An 18518-nucleotide genomic window follows, 5' to 3' on the forward strand; every position below is an offset into this window, starting at 1 on the left:
CGCCGCGTCCTCACACCTCGCCCCGCGCGAGCAGCAGCCGGTAGGGCGCCGCGCGCTCGACCCGCCACCCCTCGGGCGCCACAGCCCGCAGCTCGGCGGCGGTGAAGCTGCGCCGCACCGACAGCGACCCGTCGTAGTGGAGGAACGAGCCGGCCGCGATCGGTCGCGTGGCCAGCAGGTAGGCCGTGTAGGCCAGCCGCGAGCGCTCGATGTCGTTGTGCAGTGCGCGCGGGGCCAGGCGCTCGCTGTCGGCGAGCAGGTCGGCGAGTGAGTCCGGCGACAGGTGGTGCAGCACGTGGTTGGAGGTCACCAGGTCGAAGTGCTCGCCCTCGGCGACCAGGTCGGCGCTGCTCGCGCGGCGGAACTCGACTCCGGGCGGCGCGGGCGTCGACGTGGCGAAGGCGGAGGCGCGCTCGTCCGGATCGACGGCGGTGATCGCCAGGCGGAGGCCGTCCTCGCGGGCCCAGCCGGCGAGGGAGCGGGCGACGTCGCCGCCTCCGGAGCCGATGTCGAGCAGGCGGAACGGCTCGTCGGGCCGCAGCAGCGGACGCAGGCGCGAGCGGTAGAGGCCACGCCACCCCGAGACCAGCCGGTTCACGGTGCCGAAGCGGGCGTAGGTGGCGTCGAGCAGGGTGCGGTCGCAGTCCGGGTCGTCCATCAGCTCCTGCTCGGAGACCTCGCGGTGGCGCAGGTCCGGCGCGAGAGGGGCTCGCGGAGTCACTCCCCGCCCCGCTTGGTGAGCAGCGCGAGCTCGACGGTGAGGCCGGGGCCGAACGCCATCGCGCCGATCCGCTCGCCGTCGGCCGCCTCGCCGTGCAGCAGGCGCCGCAGGATGAAGAGGACGGTCGCGCTCGACATGTTGCCGTTGGTCCGCAGCACCTCGCGCGACGGGGCCAGCTGCTCGTCGCTGAGGGCGAGCGAGGCCTGCACCTTGTCGAGGATGCTGCGGCCGCCGGGGTGGATCGCCCAGCGCTGCACGTCGCTCCGCTCGACCTCGGCGCCGGCCAGCAGCGGGGCGACGGCCGCCTCGATGTTCGCTCCGATGATCGAGGGCACGTAGGTGCTCAGCCGCATCGAGAAGCCGTGGTCGCCGATCGTCCACGCCATCTCGGTCTCGCCCTCGTCGGTGAGCGTCGTGGCGAGCGCGTCGAGCTCGAGCACCGAGGTGCCGGGCGCGGCCTCGCGGGCGGTGACGACGGCCGCCGCACCGCCGTCGGCGAAGACGGAGGTCGCGACGATCTGCTCCGGGTCGTTGGAGCTCGTGAGGTGGATGGTGCACAGCTCGACCGCGACGACGAGGACGACCGCCTCCGGGTCGGCCTCGCAGAACTGGCGGGCGGCGCGCAGGCCGGGGAAGGCGCCGTAGCAGCCCATGAAGCCGAGGTGGAAGCGCTGCGTCGAGGGCGCGAGGCCGAGGCGGCGGACCAGCTGGTAGTCGGGCCCCGGGGCGTAGAAGCCGGTGCAGGAGACCGTCACCACGTGGGTGACGTCCTCGGGGGTCATCGACGCGGACGAGAGGGCGCGGCGGGCCGCCTCCGTGAAGAGCTCGGGAGCGCGCTCGGTGTAGACGGCGTTGCGCGCGGCCGTCCCCGGGTCGAGCACCAGGCCGCTCCCCGCGTCGTAGAAGACGCTCGCACCCTCCCGCTCGACCCGGTCGAGCTCGTCGACCACCGTGCTGCGGGTGTCGATCCCGGACGCGTCGAAGGCCGCGCCGATCAGGCGGGACCCGAGCCGGGTCATCGCGGGCTGGGACGCGAAGAGGTCGCGCACCTCGGACTGGCGCAGGACCGTGGTCGGCACCGCCGTCTCGATGCTGCGGATGTGGACACTCACCCGCAGGAACCTATCGCGGAATCCTGCGGGTGAGCGGTGCCCTGGAGCGTGATCAGAGGATCGGCTTCCCGCCGGTGACGGCGATCGTCGACCCGCTGATGTAGCTCGCCTCGTCGGAGGCGAGGAGGACGTAGGCGGGGGCCACCTCGGCCGGCTGCCCGGGGCGGCCCAGCGGGACCTGCTCGCCGAACTCGGCGACGGCCTCCTCCGGCATGGTCGAGGGGATCAGCGGCGTCCAGATCGGGCCGGGCGCGACCGAGTTGGCGCGGATGCCCTTCTCGCCGAGCGCCTGCGCGAACGAGGCGGTGAGGCTGAGGATCGCCGACTTCGTGGCGGCGTAGGGAAGCAGCTGGTACGACGGCTGGTCGGACTGCACCGAGCTCGTCGCGATGATCGACGCGCCCTCCTTCAGGTGGGGCAGCGCCGACTTCACGAGGTGGAAGTAGGCGCTGATGTTCGTCGCGATCGTGCGGTCCCACTCCTCGTCCGGGATGTCGGTGACGCTCTCGCGGCTCATCTGGAAGGCGGCGTTGCTGACGAGCACCTCGAGGTGGCCGAAGCGCTCGACGGTCTCGATGACGACGGCGCGGCAGTGCGCCGGGTCCTGCAGGTCGCCGGGGAGGAGCAGCGCCTCGCGGCCGGCCTCCCGGACCCACTTGGCGGTGTCCTCGGCGTCGTCGTGCTCGTCGAGGTACGAGATCGCGACGTCGGCGCCCTCGCGCGCGAACGCGATCGCGACGGCCTTGCCGATGCCGCTGTCGCCGCCCGTGATGAGGGTGACCTTGCCGCTGAGGCGGCCGGTGCCGCGGTAGGTGGTCTCGCCGTGGTCGGCCTTCGGCGTCAGCTCGGCCTCGGTGCCGGGCGGTGTCTGCTCGGGGGATTCCGGAGTCATGACTCTCCCTCTCGTGTCGTCGGTCGGTCCCTCCATGCAAGCGGGTGGGAGGGAGGGGGCGCAGGGGGTTGACGCCCGGACCGCTCCGTCGTGTCGTCAAGCCCGCGACACCGAGGGCTCCCTGGGTCTTGACTGAGCGTGTCGCCCTTCTTCGGGGCGCTCGGCCAGGAGGTTCGACATGAGCACGACAGACAGGGATCCGGCTGACGGCGGACTGCCGCGACGGGCAGAGGGCTCGGCGGCGGGCGGCACGGCGCGCATCGACTCCGCGGGGGATACGGGAGCGGCTGCGGCGACGGACCGCTCCGTGACTCCGGACCGCTCCGCGACTCCGGACCGCTCCGCCTCCTCGGACCGCTCCGCGACTCCGGGCCGCTCCGCCTCGACGGACCGCTCCGCCTCGACGGACCGCTCCGCCTCGACGGACCGCTCCGACTCGGCGCACTCGGCCCCCGAGCACCGCGCGCCCGTCGACCCCGACTCCGCCGAGGCGAAGCAGGCCCGTGCGGCTGCGCGCAAGGACATCCACCAGCGCGAGCGCGACCGCTTCGGCGGCTTCAAGATCGGCTGCGCCTTCTTCGGCTGGCTCGCCGCCACCGGACTCGCCGTCCTCCTGACCGCCCTCGTCACCGCGATCGGGGCCGCCGTCATCGGCACCCAGGACGTCACCGGCGACCTCGCGGCCGACCCCGCCGCGTTCGGCTGGGCGGGCGCGATCGCACTGCTGGTCATCCTCCTCGTCGCCTACTACTGCGGCGGCTACGTGGCAGGCCGCATGGCCCGCTTCAGCGGAGCGAAGCAGGGCGTCGGAGTGTGGGCCTGGGCGGTCGTCGTCGCGATCGTCGTGGGCATCGTCTCGGCGATCACCGGCGGCAGCCAGGCGCTCTCCGCGGTGAGCGGCTTCCCGACGATCCCGCTCGACGCCGGCGACGCCACGGCCGCGGCGGTCGTGACGGCGCTCGCCGCCCTGGTCGTCGCGCTGGTCGGCGCCGTGCTCGGCGGTCTCGCCGGCATGCGCTTCCACCGCCGCGTCGACCGCGAGGGCCTCTCCGGCCTCTCCGTCTGACGCTCCCGTCCCTGCTCCCTCCCCGGAAGCTGCCGCTCCGGTACGCCACGCACGCCGTGCAGCGCACCGGAGGGGCAGCTCCCGGAGGGGAGGTAGGGTCCTTCGCGTGACGGGGGAGCGAGGGACGCGGCTGGCGGGCGAGCTGCGGGAGTGGGACGCGGGCGCGCTCGCGGACCTGCGGGACGAGTACCTGGCGTTCCTCGAGCAGCGCGGCGAGTCGGCGCTCGAGCGCGACGGCGGCCCCGAGCACGTCACGGCGAGCTGCTTCGTGCTCTCGCCGAATCTGGCGCAGGTGCTGCTCTGCTTCCACCGCAAGGGCCGGTTCTGGGTGCAGCTCGGCGGTCATGTCGAGCCCGGCGACGACTCCACGGCCGACGCGGCCCTCCGCGAGGCGCGGGAGGAGAGCGGAGCGGCACGGCTGCAGCCGCTCGGCGTCCTGCCCCTCGACCTCGACCGGCACGCGCTCGGCGACGGCTTCGGCCGCTGCTCCCGCCACTGGGACGTGGGCTACGGTGCGATCGCCGATCCGGACGCTCCGGTGAGCGTCAGCGACGAGAGCGACGACGTGGCCTGGTGGCCGGTCGACGCGCTGCCCGCCGAGGTGCCGCCGGGGTTCGCCGAGCGGCTGGCCGGGGCGCTCGCCGCGGCGCGTCTCCTCCGCGATGCGGGGTCGCTCGGCGGCTGACCGAGGCCCGCCTCCACCCACTCCGCGTCCCGGCAGCGCGCCTGCGACGAGTCCTCCCCGTGACTCCGGCGCCGTGCGGCACGATGGGGCGATGAGCAGCACCGCTGACCCCGTCGTCGTCCTCGCCGGTGCGAGCGGATTCCTCGGGACGGACCTCACCCGCCGCTTCACGGCCGACGGCTGGACGGTGCGGAGGATCGGCCGCTCCGGGCCGGACGCGCGCTGGGGCGACACCGCCGGCATCACCCGGGTCCTCGACGGTGCGCGCCTCCTGGTGAACCTGGCCGGCAAGAGCGTCGACTGCCGGTACACCGCGGCGAACCGCGCCGAGATCCTCCGCTCGCGCGTGGCGACCACCGCGGAGCTGCACCGGGCGGTCGCGGCGGCCGCGACTCCTCCGCCGGTCTGGATGAACGCGAGCACGGCCACGATCTACCGGCACGAGGAGGAGCGGGCGAACACCGAGGACGAGGGCGTGCTCGGCGAGGGCTTCTCGGTCGATGTGGCGCGGGCGTGGGAGTCGGAGTTCTTCACCGGGGAGACGCCCGGCGTGCGGCGCGTGGCGCTGCGGATGTCCATCGTGCTCGGAGACGGTCCGGCGACGGCGATCCTGCTGCGGCTGGCGCGGCTCGGCCTCGGCGGTCCGCAGTTCGACGGGCCGTGGCCCTCGACGCGCGCGCGCCGCGAGGCCGGTGTGCACCACGAGCACCGGCGCACCCGCGGCCGTCAGCACTTCAGCTGGATCCACGTGGAGGACGTCCACCGGTCGATCCGCTTCCTCGAGGAGTCGACCCTCGACGGGCCGGTGAACCTCGCGTCGCCGAATCCGAGCGACAACACCGAGCTCTCCCGGCTGCTCCGCGCCGCCGTGGGCCGCCGGGTCGGCGTGCCGGCTCCGCGCTTCGTCCTCGAGCCCGCGACGCTCCTGCTCCGCACCGAGTCCGAGCTCCTGCTCAAGTCCCGCTGGGTCGTGCCCGCCCGCCTCGAGGACGCCGGCTTCACCTTCGCGCACCCCCACCTCGCCGAGGCCCTCCGCACCCTGGCCTGACCCGCCCCCCGCGAGGCGACCGACCTCCGCCGCGAGCCCGTGTCGCGGAGGTCCGAGTCCGAGCGCGGATCCACTTCACCCCCGGCCACCCTCGAGGCGTCGACCGGAACGCGTGCCGAGCGTGTCGTACGCGCCGATCGCTCCCCGAGACCCGGCCACTCTCCCAGCTGACTGCGCCACGCCGCGCGGGGAGCGGCGTGGCCGACATCACGCTGAGGTCGCGCTACTGCGCGACCTTCGCCGCGATGTCGCTCCGATACAGCCCGCCGTCGAGGTGGATCAGGTCGAGCGCGCGGTACGCCCGCTCCCGCGCTTCGGCGAAGTCGGCGCCGCGCGCGACGACGTTGAGCACGCGGCCGCCGGTGGCGACGAAGCTCCCGTCGACCAGCTGGGTCGCCGCGTGGGCGATGGTGACGCCGGGGACGTCCGCCGCCGCGTCGAGTCCGGTGATGGTCCGTCCGGTGACGGCGTTCTCGGGGTAGCCCTCGCTCGCGAGGACGACGGTGACGGCGACCTCGTCCGTGAACGCGGGCCACGGGACGGAGGCGAGCGCGCCGGTGGCCGCCGCGTGCAGCAGCGCGGACAGCGGGGAGGCGAGGCGGGGGAGGACGACCTGGGTCTCGGGGTCTCCGAAGCGGGCGTTGAACTCGATCACGCGCAGGCCCGCGTCGGTCACGATGAGGCCGCAGTAGAGGAGTCCGACGAAGGGGGTGCGCTCGCGCTCGAGCTGGCGGATGGTCGGGATGGCGACCGTGTCGATCACCTCGTCGACGAAGGCGCGCTCGCTCTCCCAGCGGTCGGCGAGCCAGGGGAGCGGGGAGTAGGCGCCCATGCCGCCGGTGTTCGGCCCCTCGTCGCCGTCGCCCAGGCGCTTGAAGTCCTGCGCGGGGGAGAGAGGGACGACGTCGTGGCCGTCGGAGAGGAGGAAGAGGGAGACCTCCTGGCCGGCGAGGAACTCCTCGATGAGGACGTCGCCGGACTGCAGCCAGAACTCGGCGTGCGCGATCGCGGCGCTGCGCGACTCCGTCACCAGGACGCCCTTGCCCGCGGCGAGGCCGTCGGCCTTGACGACCGAGGGGAGTCCGTACTCGTCGATGGCGCGGGTGGCGTCGACCAGGGTGGAGACGCGGGTCGCGCGGCCGGTGGGCACGCGGGCCATGTCCATCACGCGCTTCGCGAAGGTCTTCGAGCCCTCGAGTGCGGCGGCGGCCCGGTCGGGGCCGAAGGTGGGGATGCGGCGCTTGCGGAGCGCGTCGGCGACTCCGGCGACCAGGGGCGCCTCGGGGCCGATGACGACGAGCTCGATGCCCTGCTCCACCGCGAAGTCGCTGACCAGCCGGGGGCTGTTCGTGTCGAAGTGGATGACCTCGACGTCACGCGCGATGCCGGCGTTGCCGGGCGCCGCGATGATCTCGTGGTGCTCCTCCTCCGCGAGGAGAGCCGTGATGATGGCGTGCTCACGGGCACCCGAACCGAGGACGAGGATCTTCACCCTGACAGGATAGGGCGCCCCGCCCCGGGGCTGGTCCCTGTGACGTCCTCCTCCGCAGGGCGGCGCTGCGGACGCCGACACGCCGGGCGGAGCCGGCGGGAGGCCTCCGGGAGCGAGCGGCGGCGGCAGGATGGATGCATGGCCAAGGGCAGGATCGACGAGGCGAGCGGGCAGTCCGCGGTGCGGGCGGCGCTCGCCGGAGGAGCGGACCGGAACACGACGGCGACGGCGGTGCGGTTCCTCCTGCAGATCATCGAGACGAACGTCCCCGGACGCAGCGTCGAGGTGCGCGTTCCGCCGTTCGGCGCGGCCCAGTGCGTCGAGGGACCGGGCCACACCCGCGGGACTCCGCCGAACGTGATCGAGATGGACGCGGCGACCTGGCTGCCGCTCGCGACCGGCTCCCTGCCGTGGAGCGAGGGTCTCGCGAGCGGGCGGATCCACGCCTCCGGAGTGCGCGCGGACCTCACGCCGTTCCTTCCCATCCTGCGCGTCGGCTGAGCGTCGGCGAGTTAACTTCTCGTAAACGCGGCGGCGAGCCGTCTCCAGAACGTTTGACCTGGGCTCCGCCGTCGGGTTGTCTGGGAATAACCCCCTCACGCGGCACAAATCCTCTCCGGATCCACCGCTCGATGCTTGGAGTCCCCTTCACGATGCGCAGTACTTCCCCGGGCCGACGCGGCCTCACCCGACTCCTCTCCGCGACCGCCGTCGGCGCCGTCGCCGGAGCGGCCCTCCTCGGCGCCACGCCCGCCGCGGCGGCCGAGGGCGATGTCGCCATCGACATCCTCTCGATCAACGACTTCCACGGGCGGCTCGCCGCCGACCGCGCCGTCGCCGGAGCCGCCGTGCTCGCCGGTGCCGTCGACTCCTACCGCGCCGCCAACCCGAACACGCTGTTCGTCTCGGCCGGCGACAACATCGGCGCCTCGACCTTCGTGTCGAAGGTGCAGGGCGACATCCCCACGCTCGACTCGCTGAACGCGATGGGCCTCGACGTCAGCACCCTGGGCAACCACGAGTTCGACCAGGGCCGCGCCGACGTCGACGGCCGCGTCGTGGACGCCTCGGCGTTCCCCTACGTGAACGCGAACCTCTACGACACCGCGACCGGCGAGCGCGCCTACTCCCCGTACGTGATCACCGAGCAGGACGGCGTCTCCGTCGCCTTCATCGGCGCGATCACCGAGGACCTCGGCAAGCTCGTCAGCCCCGCCACGATCTCGACGCTCTCCATCGAGCCGATCGCCGAGAACGTCAACGAGGTCGCCGCGCAGCTCCAGGACGGCGACGCCGCCAACGACGAGGCCGACGTGGTCGTCCTGCTCCTGCACGAGGGAGCCGACGCCGACGCGGCCGAGCTGAACACTCCGGAGGCGGACCCCAAGTTCGGCGCGATCGTCAACGCGGTCGCCCCGAACGTCGACGCGATCGTCTCGGGCCACAGCCACCAGGAGTACGACGCGGGCATCGACGCGGGCCGGGCCTTCCCGACCGTCGTGTCGCAGACCGGCAGCTACGCCGAGAACATCGGCCGCATGTCCCTGACCGTCGACCCGGCGACCAAGCAGCTCACGTCGCTCACCAGCGAGGTCGTGCCGCTGACGAAGGTCGTCGACGACCCGACCTCCGACGACCCGGCCAAGACGATCGTCGTCGGCGCCTTCGAGCCCGACCCCGAGGTCGAGACCATCGTCGCCGACGCCCAGGCCGTCGCCGTCCGCGAGGGCAGCGTGAAGGTCGGCACCATCACCGAGGACATCTCGCGCGCCTATCGCCCGGACGGCACCACGACCAACCGCGGCTCGGAGTCGACCCTCGGCAACCTCGTCTCGGACGCCCAGCTGTGGGCCACCCGTGAGCTCGGCACGCAGATCGCCTTCTCGAACGCGGGCGGCCTGCGCGACGACCTGTCCTACACCGCGACTCCGGACCAGCCCGGCGACGCGGACGGCGTGGTCACCTACGCCGAGGCCTCCGACGCCCAGCCCTTCGCGAACACCCTGGTGACCCTGCAGCTGACCGGCGAGCAGATCTCCGACCTGCTCGAGGAGCAGTGGGTGGGCAGCTCCAGCCACCCGCAGCTGAACCTCTCCACCTCGAAGGACCTCACCTACGTCTTCGACGCCACAGCGCCCGAGGGCTCGCGCATCTCGCAGGTGTTCTTCCAGAACGAGCCGATCGACCCGGCCGCGACCTTCACCGTCGTGACCAGCAGCTTCCTCGCGAGCGGCGGCGACGGCTTCAGCACCTTCACCGAGGGCACCGGCACGGCCGACTCCGGCCGCATCGACCTGGACGCCTTCGTCGGCTACATCCAGGACCTCGGCACCGTCAGCCCCGACCCCGTGCAGCGCACGATCGGCCTGACCGACAACGTCCCGGACTCGGGCGAGTACGCGGTCGGCGACACCATGACCGTCGACCTCTCCTCGCTCCTGTTCAGCACCGGAGCCGCGGCCGACACCACCGTGACCGCGAGCGTCGACGGCACCGTCGTCGGCACCGCGACGATCGATCCGACCCGGGCCGTCACCGACGACTCGACCGGCCGCGCCTCGTTCTCGGTCCCGATCGACGAGAGCCTGGCGGGCGGCGCGCACACCGCGACGTTCGCGCTCGACACCACCGGCACCGAGATCAGCGTCGGCTTCGCCGTCGCGGCCGGTGCCGGAGCGGGCACCCCGACTCCCGGACCGACCACGGAGCCGACGCCCGCGCCGACCACGCCGCCCACCACGGGCCCCGCGCCGACGCCGACCACTGCTCCGGTCGCCGGCTCGCACCACCTCGCCGAGACCGGAGTGGACGCGACCCCCGCGTTCGCCGCCGGGATCGCCGCTCTGCTGCTCGGTCTGGGCATGACGGTCGCGCGCCTGCGCCGCCGCACCGCCGCGAAGTAGCCGCACCGCGCGCACGACGGGCCCTCGACTCCGGTCGGGGGCCCGTCGTCGTGTGCGGGGCGAGCCGATGGTCGACCCCCGGGAGCCGCGGCGGGGAGGCGCTCCCCGAGGAGCGGCACCAGCCCCCGGAGACGCGAGAACGCCGCCTCCCGGTCGGGAGACGGCGTCGGAACGCGATGAGGTGCTGTCGCGGAGCGGCGGGGCTCAGTGCTGCGCGGGGACCTGACGGTAGCCGTCGCGGCTGGCGACGAGCACCGTCGACACCGTGCCCCATGCGGCGAGGCCACTGAGGACGACGAGGATTGCGATGCTCATGAGTGTTCTGCCTTTCGTTGCGGCGGCTTCTGATCCATCCGCCGGGATGCTGTGTACAACGTCCAGTGTCCGGCCCCGTGTTCCGTAGGACAATCGAACTGTTCTTGCCCTGACGTGTAGTTTCTCTACATGGACGTGCGACGGCTGGAACTGCTCCGCGAGCTCTCGATGCGCCGCTCGATCACGGCCGTGGCGGAGGCGACGCACCGCACGCCCTCCGCGGTCTCGCAGCAGCTCAAGGTGCTCGAGCGCGAGGCCGGCGTGCCGCTGATCGAGCGCTCCGGCCGCGGCGTGGTGCTCACGGCGGCGGGACGCGAGCTCGCCCGGAGCGCCACCGAGATCGCGATCGCGCTCGAGCGGGCCGACGCCGTCTGGCAGACGTTCAAGAACAACCCGATCGGCGAGGTCACCATCGCGACCTTCCCCACTGCGGGCCAGATGCTCCTCCCGAACGCGCTGGTCGCGCTCCGCAGCGTCGAGGGACTCGTCGTGCAGTGCGAGGACGCGGACCCCGGCACCGACGAGTTCGCCGACCTGACCGCCGACTTCGACATCGTGCTCGCCCACTCGCCCACCGGCAGAAGCGCCTGGGCCGGCCGCGGCCTCGCGATGGCGGAGCTGATGGTCGAGCCCCTCGACATCGGCCTGCCGGTCGGGCACCGCCTGGCGGACCGGGCGACGGTCTCGGCGGCGGACCTGGTCGGCGAGACCTGGATCGGCGTCCCGGACGGGTTCCCGTTCGAGCGCGTGATGCAGGACATCGAGACCGCGTCCGGCGAGGCGGTGCGGGTGGAGCAGCGCTTCGCGTCGACCCGCGTGACCGAGGCGTTCGTCGCGGCGGGCCTGGGGATCGCGGTGCTCCCGCGCTACACGGCGGGCGGCGCGGGAGTGGTGGTGAAGCCGCTCCGTGGAGTGAACTCCGTGCGGCACATCGTCGCGCTGATGCGGCCCGACCGGGCGGAGCGGCTCTCGGTCCGCACCGTCGTCCGCGAGCTGCGCGCCCAGGCGGGCCGGCTCGTGCACGCGCTCTGAGCGATCACGGTGCCGTGCCCTCGCCCGCGCGGGGGAGAATGGAGGCATGAGCGATCCCGCCCGCCCCGAGGTCACCCGCGAAGAGGTCGACGTCCGCCGCTCCCCGCGCGTCTGGCGCATCCTGACCCTCGGCGTCGGGCTCGGAGCGATCGCGGCCTTCGTGCTGACCTTCGCGTTGCCCGAGACGCAGGGCTTCTCCCGCGGGCAGGTCTTCGGCTTCAGCCTGCTGCTCTTCGTGACGCTGTTCGGCGCTCTCGCGGGGCTCGTCGTGGTGCTGCTCGACCGGGTCGTCGGCCGGAAGGTCGTCCGGACCACCGCCGAGCGGATCGTCGAGCGCGAGGACGCGGCCGAGGAGCCCGTGGCCGAAGAGGCCCTGCCCGACGTGCGGACGACGTCCGACGAGGACGACCCGCAGACGGGGTCCGACCGGGTCTAGCCGGCGGAGGCGGGCCGCCCTGCGGCCGCGGCACTCCGCCCTGCGCTGAAGGTCCCGCCCGCGGCTCGCGCTCGCGGACGGGACCGCGGCGTCAGCGTCCCCGGCGCGACGAGGAGCGGCGGCTGCTGCTCGCGCTGGACGTCGGGCGCTTGGCGGCGGCGCGCTTGGCCTTCTGCGACTTCGAGATCTTCTTGGCCACGAAGGTGAGCAGGAACGGAAGGATTCGGTAGATCACGGGGGACTCCTCGGGTGCATGCGCGCGGGGCCGCGCACCCTCCGATCATGGAGCGGCGCACGGATCCGCGGCACCCGTTGCGCCGCGCCCGGCGCTGTGCAGAGCTCAGCTCAGCTGCGTGCGCTCCACCCAGTCGAGGTACTCCGGGGTGACGGTGCCCGTGACGTACTCGCCGGTGAAGCAGCTGGTCTCGAGGTCGGTGACGTCCGAGCCCTCGAGGATCGCCGCCTTCATGTCGGCGACCTCCTGGTAGATCAGCTGGTCGGCGCCGATCGCCTCCGAGATCTCGGGGATGCGGCGGTTGTGGGCCACGAGCTCCTGGCGCGAGGGCATGTTGATCCCGTACACGTGCGGGTAGCGCACGGGAGGCGCGGCGGATGCGAAGGTGACCGTGTTCGCGCCGGCCGCGCGGGCCATGTCGACGATCTCCTTGGAGGTGGTGCCGCGGACGATCGAGTCGTCGACGATCAGGACGTTCTTGCCCTTGAACTCGCTCGACATCGCGTTGAGCTTCTGCCGCACCGACTTCTTGCGGACCGCCTGCCCGGGCATGATGAACGTCCGGCCGACGTAGCGGTTCTTGTAGAAGCCCTCGCGGTACTCGATCCCGAGCTTCTGCGCGACCTGCATCGCGGCGGGGCGGGAGGAGTCGGGGATCGGCATGACGACGTCGATCGCTCCGCCCGGGGTGTACTGCGCGATGGTGTCGGCGAGGCGGTCGCCCAGGCGCAGGCGCGCCTCGTAGACCGAGATGCCCGACATCACGGAGTCGGGGCGGGCGAGGTAGACGTACTCGAACGAGCACGGGATGAGTCGCGGATCCTTCGCGCACTGGCGGCTGGCCATCCGGCCGTCGGGGGTGATGAAGACCGCCTCGCCGGGAGCGATGTCGCGGACGATCTCGAAGCCCTGCGCCTCGAGCACGAGCGACTCGGAGGCGACGACCCAGTCGTCCGGCGCGCCCGTGTTGCTGCGGCGGCCGACGATGAGCGGGCGGATGCCGAAGGGGTCGCGGAACGCCAGCAGCCCGACGCCGGCGATCAGCGCGATCGTGGCGTAGGAGCCCTCGACGCGCTCGTGCACGCGGGCGACGGCGTCGAACACCTCGTCGGCGTCGAGGTCGCGGCCCGACATCGAGGCCTGCAGCTCGTTCGCCAGCACGTTGACCAGCAGCTCCGTGTCGGAGGTGGTGTTGAGGTGGCGGCGGTCGATGCGGAAGAGCTCCTCGGTGAGCTCGCGCGTGTTCGTGAGGTTGCCGTTGTGGACGAGGATGATGCCGTACGGCGCGTTCACGTAGAACGGCTGGGCCTCCTCCTCGCGCTCGGCGTTGCCCTTCGTCGCGTAGCGCACGTGGCCGAGGCCCATGGATCCGAGCAGCGAGCGCATGTCGCGGGTGCGGAAGGCCTCGCGGACCTGTCCCGCGGCCTTCTTGATGTGCAGGGTGCTGCCGTCGGCGGTCGCGATGCCGGTCGAGTCCTGGCCGCGGTGCTGCAGGAGGGAGAGGCTGTCGTAGATGGACTGGTTGACCGGTCCGGAGGACACGATCCCAACGATTCCGCACATGCCGGAGGGGCTCCCAAGGGGATAGCAGGGGGGTTTGACGGTCCATCCTGGCACGCGGGGGACTCATCCCCTAATGGTTCGCCGTGGGCGGATCCGTGGTCGTGGGGGTACTCAGGGCGGCGTCGACCGGCGGATCGGCCGGGCGGTCGGTCGGGGAGCCGCGCGGCCGCTCAGCTGCTCGGAGCCGTCCAGGCGCCGGCGAGGCTGCGGTCCAGGACGCGGCGCCAGCCCTGCGGAGCCGCGGACTCGCGGCTGGTCGTGCCCGCCATCCAGAGCAGGGCCATCAGGTCGTCGTGGGTGAAGTCGGGGGAGAGGGATCCGTCGCGGTGGGCGGCCTCGACGAGATCCCGGCCGAGCTCGATCGAGCGGTCGCAGGCGTCGATGCGGGCGACTGCGTCGGGGGCCTGCGGAACTGGGTCCTCAACCTCCACTCCGCGCTCGAGCCCCGGGGCGTCTACGCCGCCCACGTGGCGATCACCGCGCTCATCGACGGCGGCCACCCGGACGCGGCGGCCGAGGTCATCGCCCGGTCCTACCTCGACCTCCACCGCAGCCGCGACCGCGCCGAGCTGCACTACGTGGCCTGGGACGCGTGACCGCGGGCGCGGAGCGGGAGCCGCCGGTGCGGCGGATCCGGATCCGCGCCGCGGCGGGAGAGGGCAGTCGGTAGGGTCGTCGCGTGAGTGATGAGACGAGCAGCTACGCCCGCGCAGGAGTCGACACGGCGGCGGGGGACCTCGCCGTCGAGCTGATGAAGTCGGCGGTGTCGGCGACGCACGACAGCCGGGTCCTCGGCGGGGTCGGCGGCTTCGCGGGCCTCTACGACGTCTCCTTCCTCCGCGACTTCCGAGCCCCCCTCCTCGCGACCTCGACCGACGGCGTCGGCACCAAGGTCGCGCTCGCCCAGGCGATCGACAAGCACGACACCATCGGGCAGGACCTCGTCGGCATGGTCGTCGACGACATCGTCGTGGTCGGCGCCCGCCCCTTCTTCATGACCGACTACATCGCGTGCGGCAAGGTCGTCCCGGCCCGCATCGCCGACATCGTCGCCGGCATCGCGCGCGCCTGCTCCGAGACGGGCACCGCGCTCGTCGGCGGCGAGACGGCCGAGCACCCGGGCCTGCTCGGACCCGACGACTACGACGTGGCGGGCGCGGCGGTCGGCGCGATCGAGGCCGACCAGGTGCGCGGCGCCGACCGCGTGCGCGACGGCGACGTCGTGGTGGCGATGGCCTCCTCCGGACTGCACTCGAACGGCTACTCGCTCGTGCGCCACATCCTCGCCGAGCGCGGCATCGGCTTCACCGACCGCTCCGAGGAGCTGGGCGGCGTGGTCGGCGAGGTGCTGCTGGAGCCGACCCGCCTCTACACCCGGCCCCTCCTCGACCTGCTCGACGACGCCGAGCTCGGCCCGGCCGTCCACTCCATCAGCCACGTCACCGGCGGCGGGATCGCGGCGAACCTCGCCCGGGTGCTGCCGCGCGGCTCCTGGGTCGAGGTCGAGCGGGCGAGCTGGAGCCCGTCCGACGTGTTCCGCGCGCTCGCCGCGATGTCCGGCGCGACGCTCGAGAGCACCGAGGGCACCTGGAACCTCGGCATCGGCATGTTCGCCGTGGTCGCGGCGGAGGCGGCCGACGGCGTGATCGCGCGCCTCGAGCGCTCGGGCGTCCCGTCGTGGGTCGCGGGCCGCGTCTCGACCGCCGCGCGCGGGTTCGAGGGCTTCGAGCAGGGCGCGAAGGGCGTCGACGGCGGAGCGGTCCGCCTGGTCGGGTCCTACGCGGGCTGATCCCCGGAGGCGCCGCGGATCAGCGCGGTGCGGCGTGCGCGCGCTCCCAGGAGTGCTCGTGCCGGGTCAGCAGCCACGAGCCCGCCGCGCAGAGGGCGCAGGCGGCCGCGGTGGCGAGCAGGGCGGTCGCCCAGGTCGGGGCGTCGCGGCTGACGAGCAGGTTCGCGGAGGCGACCAGCACGCCGAGACCGGCGCCCGCGCTGGTGCCGAGCACGAACGGGCCGTCGCGGCGGCTCGCGACGCGCACCGCGACCATGCCGGCGACCGCTCCCGCGCCTCCGACGACTCCGATGCCCGCGCCGGAGGCCGCTCCCATGAGCAGGCCGAAGCTCACCAGCCCGGGCGGGCCGTCGGCGGCGAGGACGCCGGGCAGGTAGAGGACCAGGGCGACGGCGGCGCCGACCGCGCCGCCCACCAGGATCGCGCCGACCAGCAGGGCGGCGGTGACGTAGCCGACCCGCGCGACAGGCCGCGCGGATCCTCCGGGTTCGAACATTCGCGACTCCATCGACGCGGGCCCGCGGGGCAGCGGGCGGTCCTCGGACAGTACGCCCGAACGCCCCTCGGCGGAACCGCCGTCGGGGATCGGCGGGACTAGCGGCGAAGGGTCTCGCTCGGGAGCTCGCCGAAGCGCGTCGCGTAGTGCTGGGCGAAGCGGCCACCGCTGATGAACCCCCAGCGGGCGGCGACGTCGCCGACCACCAGTGAGCCGGCCGACCCGGATACGAGCTCCTCGTGCGCGCGCTCGAGGCGGACGTCGCGCAGGTAGTGCCGCGGGGTCTCGCCGAAGGCGCGCTGGAACGCCAGCTGCACGCCGCGGACCGTGAGCCCCGCTGCGTCGGCGATGTCGGCCACTCCGAGGGGCAGATCGGCGTTGGCCTGCACGAACTCCACGGCCCGGCGGAGGCGCCGCGCGCTGACCGAGGGCGGCACGGCCGGCAGCGGGGCGATGCGGTGGGCGAAGGTCTGCAGGGCGGCGAGCGCGGCGATGCGGGCGACGCCGTCGCGCTGCAGCACGGTGGGCGTGTGCGCGGAGGCGAGGGTGTCGCGCAGGAGCCGGATCGCCGCCCACCAGGCGGTCGTGTCGCGCGCCACAGGGGCGAACCGCAGCGGGCCGGGCTCTGTGCCGTGCAGCTCCGCGGCGATCGCCTCGAGGTGGGCGGCCTCGAAGTGCACGAGCGCGTCGCGGTACTCGAGGGCCTCGAAGCCGAAGGGCCGGCCGCTCGGGAACATGGCCGGGCGTCCGACGACGAGGCGGTGCTCGTCGCGCCCCAGGTCGAGGGAGGCGCGCCCCGCGGTCAGCCAGAGGGCGACGTAGACGTCGCTCGGGGCCACCGTGCCGCGCACCCGGCCGAGGAAGGAGGCGGAGTGGAGGCTCACGGGCCCGGGCCCGGTCGTCGTGTAGCGGAACGCGAACGGCACGACCGAGCGCTCGGCCCGGAAGCCGGAGCCGTTGTACGAGCCGGCGTAGAAGTCGCGCGCCTCGTCGAGGTCGTTCCCGCGACGCTCCGACTGCCACACGGGCAGCCGTGCGGGCGGGGAAGTGCTCATCCGGTCAGTGTCCCAGGGGGCACCGACATTCTGCACTCAGTGGCGGAAAGCGGGAGAACGTGCTCAGCCGAGCGACCCGCGCTCCAGGTCGGGTTCCTCACCCGCCGGATCGCCGTCCGCACGCGAAACGGGGCCGCCCCGAGGGAGCGGCCCCGATTCACGGGAGGAGTCACGCACGCTTCTGGTGCGGCTCCTCGACGAGGTCCGTGTCGTCGCCGTCGTCCTCGGCGTCGATCCACTTCGAGTAGTCCGGCTCGTCCGGGTGGCTGAGCTCGCGCTCGAGCGCGCTGTAATCGACCGCCGGGCTGAACGACTTCAGCTCACGGGCGATCTTGGTGTTCTTCGCCTTCTGACGGCCGCGCCCCATGGGTGACCCCCTCACGATGACAGGCCAGACGGGCAGTGAGCCGGCTGGGGAAAAGAGCAGACAGGGAAAGTTGAAATCTACGCGGTAGTTTAGCAGACGGGGGACACGCCACCCCGGGCCTCGATCTGCCGGACGGCCGCCCATCCTCGACCGCGTCAGGAGCACCGTGGACAGCGTCGCCCCACCGCGTCCCGTCGTGGTGATCGGCGCGGGCCAGGCGGGTCTGTCCGTGGCCTACTACCTGCGCCGTCTCGGCCTCGTCCCCGGGCGCGACCTGATCGTCCTCGACCGCGGTCCGGAGCCCGGCGGGGCCTGGCAGTTCCGCTGGGAGGCCCTGCGGCTCGGCTCCGCGCACCGCGTGCACGATCTCCCGGGCATGGAGCGGATGGGGCTCTCGTTCCGCACGGCCGATCACCGGCGACCGGCACGGGACGTGGTCCGCGAGTACTACGGGCGCTACGAGGAGGAGCTCGGTCTCGAGATCCGCCGTCCGGAGTCGGTGCGGCGCGTCACGAGTGCGACGCCGCACGACACGGGGTCGCCGCTCGTCGTCGAGTCCGACCGCGCGGTCGAGCGCGCGAGCCTGCTCGTCAACGCGACCGGCACCTGGGGATCGCCCTTCGTCCCGCACTACCCCGGGCGCGACCGCTTCCGCGGCGTGCAGATTGACCCGACCGAGTACGTCCGCGCCGAGGACTTCGCCGGGAAGCAGGTGCTCGTGGTCGGCGGCGGCACCTCGGCGATCGGCTTCCTGCTGGAGCTCGAGCGGGTGGCGCGCTCACTGACGTGGGCGACGCGGCGACCGGTGGTCTACCACGACGGCGAGCAGCTGGCGATGGAGTCGGCGGTGGAGGCGGTGGCCGAGCAGGACCGCGCCGCCCGCGCCGGGCTGCCCCTCCCGAGCATCGTCGGCGGCACGGGCGTGCAGCGCACCCGCCGGGTGGTCGCCGGGATCGAGCGCGGGCTCCTGCACGAGCGGGGGATGTTCTCGTCGATCGAGGAGGAGGGCGTGCGCTGGCCGGACGGCTCCTTCACGCGCGCCGACGCGATCATCTGGGCGACGGGCTTCCGGCCGGAGCTGCGCCACCTCGCTCCGCTCGGGCTGCGCGAGCGCGAGGGCGGCATCGCGGTCGCCGACGGAGCCTCGCTGACGGATCAGCGCGTCTTCTTCGCCGGCTACGGCCCGACGGCCTCGACCATCGGGGCGAACCGCTCGGGCCGGCGCATCGCGCGCGCGGTCGTGGCGCGCCTGCCCTGAGCGCGCCTGCCCTGAGCCGGCCTGATCTGAGCCGGTCCGCCCTGAGCGGCGCG

At 73.4% G+C, this 18518-nt stretch carries 19 protein-coding genes; 10 read left to right on the top strand and 9 right to left on the bottom strand.

Translation table 11 applies throughout. The features are described from left to right. Positions 1 to 10: 10 nt before the first annotated feature. From C5C37_RS10800 to C5C37_RS10810, 3 genes are read right to left on the bottom strand one after another with little or no spacing between them, the layout of a single operon-like run. A complete protein-coding gene (locus C5C37_RS10800) occupies positions 11 to 721 on the bottom strand; it encodes a class I SAM-dependent methyltransferase (protein WP_258059460.1) in 711 nt (236 codons plus the stop codon). Next, the gene (locus C5C37_RS10805) at positions 718 to 1833 is read right to left on the bottom strand and encodes a type III polyketide synthase (RefSeq protein WP_104226808.1); all 1116 of its coding nucleotides are present in this window, start codon (positions 1831 to 1833) and stop codon (positions 718 to 720) included. The genes C5C37_RS10800 and C5C37_RS10805 overlap by 4 nt, the downstream gene beginning before the upstream one ends. 52 nt (positions 1834 to 1885) lie before the next feature. Then, positions 1886 to 2725, bottom strand: coding sequence for an SDR family oxidoreductase (locus C5C37_RS10810; protein ID WP_104338927.1), 840 nt, complete (start codon positions 2723 to 2725; stop codon positions 1886 to 1888). Positions 2726 to 2903: 178 nt separating this feature from the next. Between C5C37_RS10810 and C5C37_RS10815 the strand changes: the two genes are divergently transcribed. The 3 genes from C5C37_RS10815 to C5C37_RS10825 all read left to right on the top strand — a co-directional run bounded on the left by C5C37_RS10815 (position 2904) and on the right by C5C37_RS10825 (position 5524). Beyond that, positions 2904 to 3791 carry a hypothetical protein gene (locus tag C5C37_RS10815; protein ID WP_219812298.1) on the top strand — a complete coding sequence of 296 codons (888 nt, stop codon included), beginning with the start codon at positions 2904 to 2906 and terminating at the stop codon, positions 3789 to 3791. A 106-nt stretch (positions 3792 to 3897) separates the two neighbouring features. Continuing rightward, positions 3898 to 4476, top strand: a complete 579-nt coding sequence (locus C5C37_RS10820; RefSeq protein ID WP_258066408.1) for an NUDIX hydrolase — start codon at positions 3898 to 3900, stop codon at positions 4474 to 4476. Positions 4477 to 4567: 91 nt separating this feature from the next. Further along, positions 4568 to 5524: an epimerase gene (locus C5C37_RS10825; RefSeq protein WP_104247380.1), complete on the top strand. Its 957-nt coding sequence runs from the start codon at positions 4568 to 4570 to the stop codon at positions 5522 to 5524. A gap of 223 nt (positions 5525 to 5747) precedes the next feature. Here the strand turns inward: C5C37_RS10825 and purD are convergent, their stop codons facing one another. Then, the gene (gene purD / locus C5C37_RS10830) at positions 5748 to 7016 is read right to left on the bottom strand and encodes a phosphoribosylamine--glycine ligase (protein WP_104226811.1); all 1269 of its coding nucleotides are present in this window, start codon (positions 7014 to 7016) and stop codon (positions 5748 to 5750) included. Between the two features lie 138 nt (positions 7017 to 7154). Between purD and C5C37_RS10835 the strand changes: the two genes are divergently transcribed. From C5C37_RS10835 to C5C37_RS10850, 4 genes are all read left to right on the top strand, one after another. Next, on the top strand, positions 7155 to 7517 hold the full coding sequence (locus C5C37_RS10835) for a sterol carrier family protein (RefSeq protein WP_104223770.1): 363 nt from the start codon (positions 7155 to 7157) through the stop codon (positions 7515 to 7517). Between the two features lie 152 nt (positions 7518 to 7669). Beyond that, a complete protein-coding gene (locus C5C37_RS10840) occupies positions 7670 to 9919 on the top strand; it encodes a bifunctional UDP-sugar hydrolase/5'-nucleotidase (protein WP_104282656.1) in 2250 nt (749 codons plus the stop codon). Positions 9920 to 10363: 444 nt separating this feature from the next. Further along, positions 10364 to 11266 carry a LysR family transcriptional regulator gene (locus tag C5C37_RS10845; RefSeq protein WP_104257884.1) on the top strand — a complete coding sequence of 301 codons (903 nt, stop codon included), beginning with the start codon at positions 10364 to 10366 and terminating at the stop codon, positions 11264 to 11266. A 46-nt stretch (positions 11267 to 11312) separates the two neighbouring features. Beyond that, positions 11313 to 11702 carry a hypothetical protein gene (locus C5C37_RS10850; RefSeq protein WP_104226813.1) on the top strand — a complete coding sequence of 130 codons (390 nt, stop codon included), beginning with the start codon at positions 11313 to 11315 and terminating at the stop codon, positions 11700 to 11702. A 91-nt stretch (positions 11703 to 11793) separates the two neighbouring features. Here the strand turns inward: C5C37_RS10850 and C5C37_RS17525 are convergent, their stop codons facing one another. Together C5C37_RS17525 and purF are read right to left on the bottom strand one after the other, a co-directional pair. Further along, entirely contained in the window at positions 11794 to 11937 is a 144-nt protein-coding gene (locus tag C5C37_RS17525) for a hypothetical protein (RefSeq protein ID WP_181028791.1), read from the bottom strand. 105 nt (positions 11938 to 12042) lie between these two features. Continuing rightward, complete coding sequence (gene purF, locus C5C37_RS10855) at positions 12043 to 13500, bottom strand: amidophosphoribosyltransferase (RefSeq protein WP_104338929.1); 1458 nt, start codon at positions 13498 to 13500, stop codon at positions 12043 to 12045. 293 nt (positions 13501 to 13793) lie between these two features. On the opposite strand from purF, the gene C5C37_RS10860 reads away from it, so the two are divergent. Further along, a complete protein-coding gene (locus C5C37_RS10860) occupies positions 13794 to 14096 on the top strand; it encodes a hypothetical protein (protein ID WP_146078984.1) in 303 nt (100 codons plus the stop codon). Positions 14097 to 14179: 83 nt separating this feature from the next. Beyond that, positions 14180 to 15289, top strand: a complete 1110-nt coding sequence (gene purM / locus C5C37_RS10865; protein ID WP_104226815.1) for a phosphoribosylformylglycinamidine cyclo-ligase — start codon at positions 14180 to 14182, stop codon at positions 15287 to 15289. Positions 15290 to 15308: 19 nt separating this feature from the next. Here the strand turns inward: purM and C5C37_RS10870 are convergent, their stop codons facing one another. The 3 genes from C5C37_RS10870 to C5C37_RS10880 form a co-directional block, all read right to left on the bottom strand. Then, entirely contained in the window at positions 15309 to 15785 is a 477-nt protein-coding gene (locus C5C37_RS10870) for a hypothetical protein (RefSeq protein ID WP_104226816.1), read from the bottom strand. A gap of 98 nt (positions 15786 to 15883) precedes the next feature. Next, on the bottom strand, positions 15884 to 16840 hold the full coding sequence (locus C5C37_RS10875; protein ID WP_104257888.1) for an AraC family transcriptional regulator: 957 nt from the start codon (positions 16838 to 16840) through the stop codon (positions 15884 to 15886). A gap of 169 nt (positions 16841 to 17009) precedes the next feature. Further along, positions 17010 to 17207 (bottom strand): DUF3073 domain-containing protein, encoded by a 198-nt coding sequence (locus C5C37_RS10880; RefSeq protein ID WP_097167615.1) that lies wholly within the window; start codon positions 17205 to 17207, stop codon positions 17010 to 17012. 166 nt (positions 17208 to 17373) lie between these two features. Here C5C37_RS10880 and C5C37_RS10885 point away from each other — a divergent pair, with 166 nt between their 5' ends. After that, positions 17374 to 18465 carry an FAD-dependent oxidoreductase gene (locus tag C5C37_RS10885; RefSeq protein WP_104257889.1) on the top strand — a complete coding sequence of 364 codons (1092 nt, stop codon included), beginning with the start codon at positions 17374 to 17376 and terminating at the stop codon, positions 18463 to 18465. Positions 18466 to 18518: the final 53 nt, after the last annotated feature.

The organism is Rathayibacter sp. AY1F9 (assembly GCF_002932155.1).
Classification (GTDB): Bacteria; Actinomycetota; Actinomycetes; order Actinomycetales; family Microbacteriaceae; genus Rathayibacter.

What these genes read in the sequence shown, in the direction of transcription:
- C5C37_RS10810 (WP_104338927.1), bottom strand. Translation starts at nt 2,725, where the DNA reads ATGACTCCGGAATCCCCCGAGCAGACACCGCCCGGCACCGAGGCCGAG.
- C5C37_RS10815 (WP_219812298.1), top strand. Translation starts at nt 2,904, where the DNA reads ATGAGCACGACAGACAGGGATCCGGCTGACGGCGGACTGCCGCGACGG.
- C5C37_RS10825 (WP_104247380.1), top strand. Translation starts at nt 4,568, where the DNA reads ATGAGCAGCACCGCTGACCCCGTCGTCGTCCTCGCCGGTGCGAGCGGA.
- C5C37_RS10835 (WP_104223770.1), top strand. Translation starts at nt 7,155, where the DNA reads ATGGCCAAGGGCAGGATCGACGAGGCGAGCGGGCAGTCCGCGGTGCGG.
- C5C37_RS10840 (WP_104282656.1), top strand. Translation starts at nt 7,670, where the DNA reads ATGCGCAGTACTTCCCCGGGCCGACGCGGCCTCACCCGACTCCTCTCC.
- C5C37_RS10845 (WP_104257884.1), top strand. Translation starts at nt 10,364, where the DNA reads ATGGACGTGCGACGGCTGGAACTGCTCCGCGAGCTCTCGATGCGCCGC.
- C5C37_RS10850 (WP_104226813.1), top strand. Translation starts at nt 11,313, where the DNA reads ATGAGCGATCCCGCCCGCCCCGAGGTCACCCGCGAAGAGGTCGACGTC.
- purF (WP_104338929.1), bottom strand. Translation starts at nt 13,500, where the DNA reads ATGTGCGGAATCGTTGGGATCGTGTCCTCCGGACCGGTCAACCAGTCC.
- C5C37_RS10870 (WP_104226816.1), bottom strand. Translation starts at nt 15,785, where the DNA reads ATGTTCGAACCCGGAGGATCCGCGCGGCCTGTCGCGCGGGTCGGCTAC.
- C5C37_RS10875 (WP_104257888.1), bottom strand. Translation starts at nt 16,840, where the DNA reads ATGAGCACTTCCCCGCCCGCACGGCTGCCCGTGTGGCAGTCGGAGCGT.
- C5C37_RS10880 (WP_097167615.1), bottom strand. Translation starts at nt 17,207, where the DNA reads ATGGGGCGCGGCCGTCAGAAGGCGAAGAACACCAAGATCGCCCGTGAG.